The sequence below is a fragment of the Pseudomonas sp. KUIN-1 genome, assembly GCF_009176725.1.
Taxonomy (GTDB): Bacteria; Pseudomonadota; Gammaproteobacteria; order Pseudomonadales; family Pseudomonadaceae; genus Aquipseudomonas; species Aquipseudomonas fragariae.
This window is the reverse complement of record NZ_AP020337.1, coordinates 4,186,022-4,198,367: the sequence shown is the minus strand read 5'-3', so window position 1 is coordinate 4,198,367 and position 12,346 is coordinate 4,186,022. Positions and strand designations below refer to the sequence as shown.

At 56.6% G+C, this 12,346-nt stretch carries 11 protein-coding genes; 10 read left to right on the top strand and 1 reads right to left on the bottom strand.

Annotated elements, in window-relative coordinates; translation table 11 throughout:
- The 10 genes from KUIN1_RS18805 to KUIN1_RS18760 all read left to right on the top strand — a co-directional run bounded on the left by KUIN1_RS18805 (position 1) and on the right by KUIN1_RS18760 (position 11,650).
- Entirely contained in the window at positions 1-1,605 is a 1,605-nt protein-coding gene (locus tag KUIN1_RS18805; RefSeq protein ID WP_103714421.1) for a prephenate dehydrogenase/arogenate dehydrogenase family protein, read from the top strand.
- The gene (gene cmk / locus KUIN1_RS18800) at positions 1,602-2,291 is read left to right on the top strand and encodes a (d)CMP kinase (RefSeq protein ID WP_002554563.1); all 690 of its coding nucleotides are present in this window, start codon (positions 1,602-1,604) and stop codon (positions 2,289-2,291) included. The genes KUIN1_RS18805 and cmk overlap by 4 nt, the downstream gene beginning before the upstream one ends.
- Before the next feature lie 121 nt (positions 2,292-2,412).
- Positions 2,413-4,104 (top strand): 30S ribosomal protein S1, encoded by a 1,692-nt coding sequence (gene rpsA / locus KUIN1_RS18795; protein ID WP_002554562.1) that lies wholly within the window; start codon positions 2,413-2,415, stop codon positions 4,102-4,104.
- A 320-nt stretch (positions 4,105-4,424) separates the two neighbouring features.
- Entirely contained in the window at positions 4,425-4,721 is a 297-nt protein-coding gene (gene ihfB / locus KUIN1_RS18790; RefSeq protein WP_002554561.1) for an integration host factor subunit beta, read from the top strand.
- Between the two features lie 24 nt (positions 4,722-4,745).
- On the top strand, positions 4,746-4,988 hold the full coding sequence (locus tag KUIN1_RS18785; RefSeq protein ID WP_003404230.1) for a lipopolysaccharide assembly protein LapA domain-containing protein: 243 nt from the start codon (positions 4,746-4,748) through the stop codon (positions 4,986-4,988).
- A 415-nt stretch (positions 4,989-5,403) separates the two neighbouring features.
- Positions 5,404-6,846 (top strand): MBL fold metallo-hydrolase, encoded by a 1,443-nt coding sequence (locus KUIN1_RS18780; RefSeq protein WP_152092171.1) that lies wholly within the window; start codon positions 5,404-5,406, stop codon positions 6,844-6,846.
- Positions 6,847-7,045: 199 nt separating this feature from the next.
- Positions 7,046-8,026, top strand: coding sequence for a UDP-glucose 4-epimerase family protein (locus KUIN1_RS18775; protein WP_003404227.1), 981 nt, complete (start codon positions 7,046-7,048; stop codon positions 8,024-8,026).
- Complete coding sequence (locus KUIN1_RS18770) at positions 8,019-9,029, top strand: MraY family glycosyltransferase (protein WP_024660911.1); 1,011 nt, start codon at positions 8,019-8,021, stop codon at positions 9,027-9,029. The genes KUIN1_RS18775 and KUIN1_RS18770 overlap by 8 nt, the downstream gene beginning before the upstream one ends.
- A gap of 104 nt (positions 9,030-9,133) precedes the next feature.
- Positions 9,134-11,128, top strand: coding sequence for a polysaccharide biosynthesis protein (locus KUIN1_RS18765; protein WP_003404223.1), 1,995 nt, complete (start codon positions 9,134-9,136; stop codon positions 11,126-11,128).
- A gap of 159 nt (positions 11,129-11,287) precedes the next feature.
- Positions 11,288-11,650, top strand: a complete 363-nt coding sequence (locus KUIN1_RS18760) for a ComEA family DNA-binding protein (protein ID WP_024638889.1) — start codon at positions 11,288-11,290, stop codon at positions 11,648-11,650.
- Positions 11,651-11,752: 102 nt separating this feature from the next.
- Here KUIN1_RS18760 and KUIN1_RS18755 read toward each other — a convergent pair whose 3' ends face one another.
- Complete coding sequence (locus KUIN1_RS18755; RefSeq protein WP_011268557.1) at positions 11,753-12,322, bottom strand: TetR/AcrR family transcriptional regulator; 570 nt, start codon at positions 12,320-12,322, stop codon at positions 11,753-11,755.
- Positions 12,323-12,346: the final 24 nt, after the last annotated feature.

Here is a 12,346-nt window from a genome sequence, read left to right as displayed (position 1 = left end):
GTGGTTGATGTGATTGCAGAGCAGTCAGTACGGCCGCTGATCGGTCGTCTGGTGGTCGTCGGGCTTGGGCTGATCGGTGGTTCCTTTGCCAAGGGCGTACGCGAAAGCGGGCTGTGTCGCGAGGTGGTCGGTGTCGATCTTGATCCGCAGTCGCGACAGCTGGCGGTCGAGCTGGGGGTCGTGGACCGTTGTGAGGCCGATCTTGCTGTAGCCTGCCGTGGCGCTGACGTGATTCAGCTGGCAGTGCCGATACTGGCCATGGAAAAGCTGCTTGCGCTGCTGGCGCCTATCGATCTGGGACAGGCAATCCTGACCGATGTCGGCAGCGCCAAAGGCAATGTGGTGAGGGCTGCACGTCAGGCGTTCGGGCACATGCCGTCGCGCTTCGTGCCCGGCCATCCGATTGCCGGTTCCGAGCAGAGCGGCGTCGAGGCGTCCAATGCGGCGCTGTTTCGTCGCCATAAGGTCATTCTCACGCCGCTGGCTGAAACCGATCCTCATGCGGTGGCGATTGTCGACCAGTTGTGGTCTGCCCTGGGGGCTGACGTAGAGCGCATGCAGGTCGAGCGCCACGATGAGGTGCTGGCTGCCACCAGCCATCTGCCGCACCTGTTGGCATTCGGTCTGGTCGATTCGCTGGCCAAGCGCAACGAAAACCTCGACATATTCAGGTATGCCGCAGGCGGGTTTCGTGATTTCACGCGCATCGCAGGCAGCGATCCGACCATGTGGCATGACATTTTCATGGCCAACCGTGATGCTGTACTGCGCACTCTGGACAGCTTTCGCACCGATCTCGACGCCTTGCGCGACGCAGTGGATGCCGGTGACGGCGCGCAGTTGATGGACGTATTTACCCGCGCGCGCGCAGCGAGAGAGCACTTTGGCAGAATCCTCGCCAGCCGTGCCCGTGTCGATAGCTCAGCTGGCGAGCCTCGTGCGATTCACGGCGGGGCTGCGGAGGGTGTCAGTCATCGCATCAAAGGGCCGGTGGATGTGACGTCGGCGGTGCTGTTCATGGTCGCGACGTCGATCAGTGAAGGCTGCGATCTGCTGCTGGAGGACGTTTCCGTCAGTTCCTCGTGCGAGGGGGCGATCGATATCTTGCGCCTGATGGGCGGCGATATCGTGCTGCAGAACGTCCGCAAGCTGGCGGATGAAACGGTCGCTGACCTGCACGTTCGCTCGGCCCGGCTCAAAGGCGCTGACATCCCCGAAGCGCTGGTGCCGCTGGCGCTCAATGAATTTCCGGTGCTTCTTGTTGCCGCAGCCTGCGCAGAAGGGCGTACCATTCTGCGCGGCGCGCAGGCCCTGCAAGCCGATGAGGCAGAGTGCGTCAGGCTGATGGCTGACGGTTTGCTGGCTGTCGGCATCGAGGCCGAGCCCGTGCTGGATGGCATCATTATCGAAGGCGGTGTGCCGGGTGGCGGCGAGGTGGATGCTCGCGGTGATCAGCGTATCGTCATGGCGTTTCGCGTTGCATCGTTGAGGGCTTCGGCGCCCATCCGTATTCAGGCGTGCGCGGATGCCGCCGCATTGTTTCCCCATTTTCTGGCGCTGTGCGCTCAAGTTGGCATGCGTGTAGCGCAAGAGGACAAAAAGTGAAAATCAAAGCTCCTGTTATTACCATCGACGGACCCAGCGGTTCCGGAAAGGGCACGGTCGCCGGGTTGCTGGCCAGAAAGCTCGGCTGGTGCCTGCTTGACTCCGGCGCGTTGTATCGCCTGCTGGCTTTCGCGGCGCGCAATCACGGTGTCGACCTGACCAATGAAGAAGCGCTCAAGCTCTTGGCCGCTCATCTGGATGTTCAGTTCGAGGCGACTGCGGCAGGGCAGGGGCAGCGCATCATTCTGGAAGGCGAGGACGTCACCCACGCCATTCGCAACGAACAGGTCGGCAGCGGCGCATCGCAGGTGGCCTCGCTGCCGGCGGTGCGCGATGCGTTGTTGTTGCGCCAGCGCGCGTTTCAGGAAGAGCCGGGCCTGGTCGCGGACGGTCGAGACATGGGCACCGTGGTCTTCCCGGATGCACCGCTGAAGATATTCCTCACCGCCAGTGCCGAGGAGCGTGCGCGTCGACGTTACTTGCAGTTGAAGGCCAAGGGCGATGATGTTAGTCTGTCGAGTCTGCTAGATGAGATATGTGCACGCGACGAGCGTGACACCCAGCGAGCGGTAGCACCGTTGAAGCCGGCGCACGACGCCATACAGCTGGATTCCACTGAATTGTCCATCGAACAGGTGCTGGAACGCATTCTGAGTGAAATCGCGCTTCGCGGTATTGCCGGATGACGAAGAGGCGTGTGGGAGACCAGTCATAGTCCCGCAGGCTTTCTTTTACTTGAACGAAACCCACGTTGTCTGGAGCGTGGCAGATGGGCGTATCCTTCGCCCTTGATCAACAGGAATTAAAATGAGCGAAAGCTTTGCAGAACTTTTTGAAGAAAGCCTAAAGACCCTCAACCTTCAGGCCGGTTCGATCATCACCGCGATCATCGTTGATATCGACTACCAGGCAGGTTGGGTTACGGTTCACGCCGGTCTGAAATCTGAAGGCCTCATCCCGCTGGAACAGTTCCACAACGACGCTGGCGAGCTGACCATCAAGATCGGTGATGAAGTTCACGTTGCGCTGGACGCGGTCGAAGATGGCTTTGGCGAAACCAAGCTGTCCCGCGAAAAAGCCAAGCGTGCCGAGTGCTGGATCGTTCTGGAAGCGGCTTTCGCAGCTGAAGAAGTGGTCAAGGGCGTTATCAACGGTAAGGTTAAAGGCGGCTTCACTGTCGACGTTAACGGCATCCGTGCGTTCCTGCCTGGTTCTCTGGTTGACGTCCGCCCTGTGCGTGACACGACTCACCTGGAAGGCAAAGAGCTCGAGTTCAAGGTCATCAAGCTGGACCAGAAGCGCAACAACGTTGTCGTTTCCCGTCGCAGTGTCCTGGAAGCCGAGAACAGTGCCGAGCGCGAAGCTCTGCTCGAGTCCCTGCAGGAAGGTCAGCAAGTCAAGGGTATCGTCAAGAACCTCACCGATTACGGCGCATTCGTCGATCTGGGTGGCGTCGATGGCCTGCTGCACATTACCGACATGGCCTGGAAGCGTATCAAGCATCCATCGGAAATCGTCAACGTTGGCGACGAGATCGATGTCAAGGTCCTGAAGTACGATCGCGAGCGCAATCGTGTTTCCCTGGGTCTGAAGCAACTGGGTGAAGATCCATGGGTTGCTATCAAGGCTCGCTACCCGGAAAGCACCCGCGTTACCGCGCGTGTGACCAACCTGACCGACTACGGCTGCTTCGCAGAGCTGGAAGAAGGCGTGGAAGGCCTGGTACACGTTTCCGAAATGGACTGGACCAACAAGAACATCCACCCTTCGAAAGTCGTTCAGGTTGGCGACGAAGTGGAAGTCATGGTTCTGGACATCGATGAAGAGCGTCGTCGTATCTCCCTCGGCATCAAACAGTGCAAATCCAACCCATGGGAAGATTTCTCTGGCCAGTTCAACAAGGGCGATAAAATCTCCGGCACCATCAAGTCGATCACCGATTTCGGTATCTTCATTGGTCTGGACGGCGGCATCGACGGTCTGGTTCACCTGTCCGACATCTCCTGGAACGAAGTGGGCGAAGAAGCCGTACGTCGCTTCAAGAAGGGCGACGAGCTCGACACTGTGATCCTGTCGGTTGATCCTGAGCGTGAGCGTATCTCGCTGGGTATCAAGCAGCTGGAAAGCGATCCGTTCTCCGAGTACGTCACTGTCAATGACAAGGGCGCCATCGTTCGCGGTATCGTTAAAGAAGTTGACGCCAAAGGCGCCATCATCACTCTGGCCGACGACATCGAAGCGACCCTCAAGGCTTCCGAAATCAGCCGTGACCGCGTTGAAGACGCGCGTAACGTTCTGAAGGAAGGCGAAGAGATCGAAGCCAAGATCATCAGCGTTGACCGCAAGAGCCGCGTAATCAGCTTGTCCATCAAGTCGAAAGACGTTGAAGACGAGAAAGAAGCGATCCAGAGCCTGCGTAGCAAGCCTGAAGTCGCTGAAAGCACTGGTCCTACCACTATTGGTGACCTGCTGCGCGCGCAAATGGAAAAACAGAACTAAGTTCTGCTTGACCAAAAAAAGGACGACTTCGGTCGTCCTTTTTTGTTTATGCCGTTCAGGCCCTACGGGTTCGGATGCTTCTTGCTTGCTCTCACGCACAGTCCGAGCCACTAAACGTCTCCAGTGGCCTCTCAGGCCGTCTTATTCGTCTATTGCTCCAGCTCCCTTCCAGTACCGCTCTCCTGTCATGTCGCTGTAATCTGTTCATGCCTGGTTAGACGGTGTTGAACATAAGTCAATAGATGGGCTGTTCAAATTCATCCGGTCATGCTAAAACCTTCCAAGCGCTGATCTAGCTGCTTGAAAAAGAAGGGAAAAATATGACGAAGTCGGAGTTGATCGAACGAATTGTCACCCATCAAGGGCTGCTCTCATCCAAGGATGTCGAGCTGGCCATCAAGACCATGCTTGAACAAATGTCCCAGTGCCTGGCAACCGGAGACCGAATCGAGATTCGGGGCTTTGGCAGCTTCTCGCTGCATTACCGCGCACCGCGGGTAGGGCGCAACCCGAAGACCGGTCAGTCGGTCAGTCTCGATGGCAAGTTTGTCCCGCATTTCAAGCCGGGAAAAGAGCTGCGGGACCGGGTCAACGAGGATGAAGAAGAGGGCTTTTAAAGCCATTCACCACAGGATCACCAGATGCGTATCTTCAAACGAGTCATTTTGATCGTCGCCGTGTTGCTCGTTGTTTTGGCAACGACCGTGTTTGTGCTTGAGAATCGGCAGTCTGTCGCCGTGACGTTTTTCGGTTGGTCGGCGCCTCAGCTTCCTCTGGCATTGCCTGTTGTCCTTGCCTTGCTCGTGGGCATGGTCATCGGCCCGGTACTGGCGTGGATAGCCAGCCTTCGTAAAAAGCGCACACCTTCCCCTCGCTCTGTCTGAGCAGCGTTGATGATATTCGTCGTCGGAGATCGATCTGGCGACACGATAGCGCGCGTCTTTCACTCCCTTTTGTTCATGAAGCAACATGCGCTGCCGCTGAGTTGGCGCGCTTCGTTGTGTCTTCAAACGATTTTTTTTGAAAAAGTAGCCTTATAATTCTGTCGGTTTATTCTTCGCTTATATGAAGAGTAGTTACTTCGCCGTGTAGGAATATTCGCTTTTTTAATTCGCGTACCCATTTTAAAGGGGGTGCGGGTTATATTCATTTTCAGCGTCGATTACTGCTGCCCTGACCGCCTTGTGTCAAGGCTTGAAAATGAATCGTTCAAGTGCAGAATGCGCCGAAACTTAATGTTCAGACCTGCTACCGGATGTTCCGCATATTCAGAGCAGGCTGGCAAGAAAAGGTGACTGCATGTCCTACCCGCAAATCATTCATCACGGCGCTGTCGATACAGTAACGGGCTCGTGTCATCAACTGCACATGAATGCATCGAGCAGCCTGCTGATTGACTGTGGGTCGGTGCAGGAGCGCGGCAGACGGTCCGGGACGGCTTCATTCGGATTCGATCCCGAGGCTATCAGGGCGCTGTTGATCAGCCATGTACACAATGACCATGTCGGGCGTATTCCCGAGTTGCTGGCATCCGGTTACAAGGGGCCGATACTGTGCAGTGAGCCCAGTGCTCATCTGTTGCCACTGGTCATGGAAGATCTCCTGAAAATCGAATTTGCACACGACCCCGGGCAAGTCGCGCGCTACCTGGACGTCATCAACAAGAGAATCATCGCTTTGCCATTCAATGGATGGTTCAGTCTGGTCGACAACGAATCCCTGCATTGCCGGGTCCGCTTGCAGCGTGCCGGACACATACTGGGTTCGGCCTATATAGAGTGTTATCTTCAATACCCTGCACAAGGGCGTTCTGTGCGGGTGGTATTTTCCGGTGACCTGGGGGCAAGCCATACACCGTTTCTGCCTGCGCCGAAGCCGCCCGAGCGCGCGGATGTGCTGGTCCTGGAAAGCACCTATGGCAATCGTATTCATGAAGATCGCAGCATTCGTCAGCAAGGGCTGGAGCGCATCATAGACAAGGCGCTGGAGGATAACGGGACCGTCCTGATACCAGCGTTCAGCATCGGCCGAACCCAGGAATTGCTCTACGAGCTGGAAGACATACTGCGACGCAAGATGCCGTTGGATCATTGCGCCGGGAACAGTGAGCACCTGGATGACGGTGACGTACCGTGCGCAGACTGGTCGAGGTTGCCGATCATCCTTGATTCGCCTCTGGCGAGTCGTTTTACCAGGGTCTATCAGTCGTTCGAAGACTATTGGGATGAGGATGCCCGGCTGAGGCTCGGCGTCGGCAGAAAGCCGTTGGGTTTCGAACAACTGGTTACCGTCGATACTCATGAGGAGCACCTGCGCACGGTCAACTACCTGGCCAGCACGGCGCGTCCGGCCATCGTGATTGCCGGTAACGGTATGTGTGCCGGAGGCAGAATCGTCAATTACCTGAAAGCCATGCTCGGCGACACGCGACATAACGTGGTATTTGTCGGCTATCAGGGCAAGGGAACACCGGGCGAGGCCATTCAGTTGCACGGCCCGTCGGGTGGCTATGTAGAGCTGGATCGCGAGCGCTTTGATATAAAAGCGGGGGTCCATACCGCAAAAGGCTATTCTGCCCACGCCGATCAGGTCGAACTGGTCGAGTTCGTCACGGGGATGAAAGAGTGGCCGACGCAGATTCGCTTGGTGCATGGCGAGGCGGCGGCGAAAAAGGTGCTGGGTAATATTCTGAGTCGTAAGTACTCGCTCGAAAAACGCCCGTTGGAACTGCTCATCCCTTGAAAAGCACGATGAGCACCTTAGTTGTCGGCTGACGCGATAATCGAATGTTTGCAAGTGAGTGCCCGGGCCTGATTATTGTGAATTGTTCCTGTTGCACGTTGAGCGTCATCATGAAAGTTATAAAATGGATTAACGATATTTCAGTTGTCAAAAAGCGTTACTTGAGCAATATTTGGCCGATTTGGAAGGACGTGTTTGCATGAGCGGTGATGTTGCATTGGTTGCAATAACAGGTGCGACAGGTTTCGTGGGCAGTGCCGTGGTTCGTCGGCTGATCGAGCGCACAGGCTGTTCTGTGAGGGTTGCAGTCCGGGGCGCTTATGTCGTTTCCAGCCCGCGCATCGATGTTGTCAGTGCACAATCACTGGCACCGGATAATCAATGGGCAAGCTTTGTAACCGGCGCGGATGTGCTGATTCATTGTGCTGCGCGAGTTCATGTGCTCAATGAGACCGCCGACGCACCGGATCAGGAGTACTTTCGCGCCAATGTCACCGCAACCCTGAATCTGGCCGAGCAGGCCGCAGCGGCAGGCGTCAAGCGCTTCATCTTTATCAGTTCCATCAAGGCCAATGGCGAGTCTACGCTTGCGGGTGCGCCATTCACGGCCAGCGACCCGTGCACTCCGCTGGATGCCTACGGCGTGTCAAAACACAGGGCTGAGGAGGGCTTGCGCGAGTTGTCTGCCCGCACCGGTATGCAGGTGGTGATCATTCGACCGGTGCTGGTCTACGGTCCGGGGGTCAAGGCTAATTTCAGAAGCATGATGCGCTGGCTGGACAAAGGGCTGCCGTTGCCGCTCGGGTCCATCGATAATCGCAGAAGCCTGGTGGCGGTGGATAATCTGGCAGATCTGGTGACGGTCTGTGTCGATCATCCTGCGGCGGCTGACCAGACGTTTCTGGTCAGTGACGGGGACGATCTGTCGACGTCCAGGCTGCTGCGCGAAATGGGCAAGGCCTTGGGCAAACCTGCCCGGCTGCTGCCGGTGCCGGCCTCGCTGTTGAAAGCGGCTGCAGCACTGTTGGGCAAGAAAGCTTTTTCACAACGGCTGTGCAACTCGCTGCAGGTCGATATCAGTAAAACCTGTACGATGCTGGATTGGCATCCACCTGTGAGTATTGAACACGCCATGCAGGACACTGCTCGATATTATCTGGAACACGACAAGCATGATTGAGTGGCTGTCGGTAATCGCTATTGCCTTTCTGTCTCTGATTCTAACGGCGTTGCTGCGCAAGTATGCGCTTGCCAAAAGTCTGATTGACATTCCAAACGCCCGAAGTTCGCATTCCATGCCCACGCCCAGAGGCGGCGGCGTTGCCATCGTCATCACTTTCATCATGGCGATGGCTGTCCTGGGGTGGGCCGGTCATCTGCCGTCCTCTGCGCTTGTCGCAATCGTTGGCTCGGGAGGCCTGGTGGCTGTGATCGGTTTCATGGACGATCACGGGCATATCGCCGCACGATGGCGCCTGCTGGGACACTTTGCTGCGGCTGCCTGGGCCTTGTTCTGGCTGGGCGGCCTCGCTCCGCTTGAGTTCATGGGCTGGACGTTCGACGCAGGGCCGCTCTGGCAGGTGCTCGCGGCGTTCTATCTGGTGTGGATGCTCAACCTATACAACTTCATGGACGGAATAGACGGTATCGCCGGTATCGAGGCGGTCACGGTATGTCTGGGCATGAGCATTATCTATGCGTTGAGCGGCCACGCCGGACTGTCCTGGGAGGTACTCATGCTGGGCGCTGCCGCGGCGGGATTCCTCTACTGGAACTTCCCTCCGGCGAAGATATTCATGGGCGATGCGGGCAGCGGTTTCCTCGGCATAGCGCTCGGTGTGCTATCCATTCAGGGTTCCTGGGCCTCACCTCAGTTATTCTGGTCCTGGTTGATTCTGCTGGGAGTGTTTATCGTCGACGCGACCGTAACCCTTGTGCGACGCCTGTTACGCAGAGAAAGGCTCTACGAGGCGCATCGCAGCCACGCGTATCAGTTTGCGTCGCGTCATTACGGCAGGCATGTGCCGGTTACGCTTACAGTGGGGCTGATCAATCTTGTCTGGTTGCTGCCCATTGCACTATGGGTTGCGCTGGGCGATGGAGAAGGGCTTATATGGGCGGTAGTTGCCTACAGCCCGCTGATTCTACTGGCGTTGAAGTTCCACGCCGGCAAGGCAGAATAAGGTAACGAAGTGTTTTTCTGGTTGTCTCAGACACGTAGCTGTTTCACTGATACCGATTTCAGGTCATGTTGCAACCGGTAGCATAACGGAGCATAAAAAAATTGATGAGCAGGTTGCGGGCCAGGTTACTGGCTCTACCACGCCGCAAAAAACGAATAATTCAGGTTGCTGCCGACGTTATTCTGGTCTGGCTGGCTCTGTGGATGGCGTTTGTCGTACGACTGGGTATCGATGAGCTGATCAATCCTCTCGAGAAGCACACCTGGCTGTTCATCAGTGCGCCTGTTGCGGCTATCCCGCTGTTCATCCGGTTCGGCATGTACCGCGCAGTGATGCGCTATTTCGGCAATGATGCGCTGATTGCCATCATCAAGGCCGTCACGATGTCGTCGTTGATCCTTGGTTGCATGGTTTACGTTTACAGTAATCACCAGCAATTGGTCCCGCGCTCGGTGATCTTCAATTACTGGTGGCTGAGCATGGTCATGATTGGCGGTCTGCGACTGGCCATGCGGCAGTACTTTCTCGGCGACTGGTTCGCTGCAGCGCAGCACGTGCCCTTCGCCAAGAGCGACAACGGTTTGCAGAAGGTCGCCATTTACGGCGCTGGTGCTGCGGGAAACCAGTTGGTCGCTGCATTGCGCATGGGGCGTCTGATGCATCCGGTGGCGTTCATCGATGATGATGAGTCGATTTCCAACCGGGTCATTTCCGGCCTTCAGGTCTACAAACCGCGAAACATCCAGCGAATGATAGATTCCACGGGGGCTCAGGAAATCCTGTTGGCAATCCCGTCATCGTCGCGTGGGCGACGTCGGGAAATCCTCGGTTTTCTGGAAGGCTTTCCGCTGCACGTACGAAGCGTTCCGGGTTTCATGGACCTGGCCGCTGGCAGGGTCAAGGTCGACGACCTTCAGGAAGTCGACATCGCAGACCTTCTGGGGCGCGATGCAGTCCCGGCCCGCGATAACCTGCTTGAGCACTGCATCAAGGGCAAAACGGTGCTGGTGACCGGCGCAGGCGGCTCGATCGGTTCTGAACTGTGCCGACAGATACTGCTGCTGAAACCTACCCAGTTACTGTTGCTGGACCATAGCGAGTTCAATCTCTACAGCATTCTCTCCGAGCTTGAACAGCGCTCGGCTCGCGAGTCACTCTCGGTTAAATTGCTGCCCATACTCGGTTCGGTGCGCAACCACCCCAAACTGCTGTCGATCATGAAAACCTGGAAAGTCGACACGGTCTATCACGCTGCGGCCTACAAGCATGTGCCGATGGTCGAGCACAATATTGCCGAAGGCGTCATCAACAATGTCGTGGGTACGCTCAATACCGCCCAGGCCGCGTTGCAGGCAGGGGTGTCCAACTTTGTCCTGATCTCTACAGACAAGGCGGTCCGCCCGACCAATGTGATGGGCAGCACCAAACGCCTCGCCGAATTGATATTGCAGGCACTGAGCCGCGAAACCGCGCCAGTGATCTTCGGTGACAAGGCCAATGTCTATCAGGTCAACAAGACCCGCTTTACCATGGTTCGCTTCGGCAACGTGCTGGGCTCGTCCGGTTCGGTGATTCCGCTGTTCCACAAGCAGATCCAGTCAGGCGGGCCGCTGACGGTGACGCATCCCAAGATCACCCGCTATTTCATGACCATCCCCGAAGCCGCTCAGTTGGTCATTCAGGCGGGCTCCATGGGGCATGGCGGCGACGTTTTCGTTCTCGATATGGGTGAGCCGGTCAAGATTGTCGAACTGGCCGAGAAGATGATCCACCTGTCCGGTCTGGCCATTCGCTCGGAGAAAAACCCGCACGGTGATATCTCCATCGAGTTCACCGGGCTGCGTCCTGGCGAAAAACTCTATGAAGAGCTGTTGATCGGCGACAACGTGGTTGCCACCGAGCACCCGATGATCATGAGTGCAAACGAAGATTGCCTGCCGTGGGACGTATTGAAAGGCCGCCTGACAAAACTGCTGGATGCGGTCGACCGCGACGATTACACCAGCGTGCGTCAGTTGCTGCGCGAAACGGTAAACGGTTATACGCCAGAGGGTGAAATCGTTGACTGGATGTATCAGGAACGCAGCGGCGAAACGTGATTTCATCCGTGCTGTCGGGGTGCCGGGCAGAGGCGGAAATACGTTGAACGATCCGGCAACAGGCAGCAACGCTCGACTGCTTTTCCAAGGGGGGACGCTGGTCTAAGTTTCAGGCACAGCATGTGGAATGCTGCCTTGAACTGCTATGGAGCTTTATCTATGCGAACCCCTATCTTCAGTGCCTTGATCTTTGCCTTGCTCACCAGTGCCTCGGTTGCGGTCAACGCCGCCCCTGCGTCTCAGCCCGCCATGTCAGAGCCCGCGGTATCCCATTCGCCGATGCTGGAAGGCACAGCGCCCGCTATGGCGCATGAGCAACGCAAGGACAGGGTCAATCTCAATACTGCCGATGCGCAGACACTGCAGAAAGAACTGGCGGGAATCGGCAAGAACAAGGCTGATGCCATTGTGGCTTACCGGGAAGCCAACGGCGATTTTACGTCGATTGATGAACTGATCGAGGTAAAGGGAATCGGCAAGGCCATTCTGGAGAGGAATCGCGAAAAGCTTGCAATCGACTGATCAGCGTTTCATCCGTTAAACACACAGGCCGATCAATGATCGGCCTGTGTGTTTATAAACTCTCGCCGGGAAGCTTCCCGGGAAAGTATCTGTTCCAGAGGGTCAGTTGGTGCTCTTTTTTATCTCCTTTTTGAGATATTCGCGGGTCGTGTCCAGAATGCGCTGTGACAGCTCCTCGTCAAAAGCGCCGCGTGCGAGTGCCAGACCACCTACCAGTGCGGACAGCACCGGCAGGCTTTTGGACTCCAGTCCATTCTCCGCCAGGGGCTTGTCGAACTTCTCCAGCAGGTGAAGGATGATTTTATCCGTCGTCATGCTGGGCTGATCTCGCTGGCCCAGTTCCAGGCACATAGTCGGTAATGGACACCCGCCGTCTTCCGCATCGCGGCTGGCTATCGATAGGTAGAGATCAATGAATTCACTAAGCGAGTCCTGTCTGGCGAACACGTCGCTGGTGATTCCTTTTACATTGTCGAAGGCGTGACTCAATGCCTGTTCAACAAGATCATCCTTGGATTTGAAATGCGCGTAGAACCCGCCATGGGTCAAGCCAAGTGCCTTCATCAAAGGTTGCAAGCCCGTAGCACCAATGCCGTCACGACGGAAGCGCATGGACGCTTCCTTGACAATGCGTTGGTGCGTTTGGGCCTTATGATCAAGCGCGTAACGCATGCGCTGAGTCTCCGAGAGGGCCAA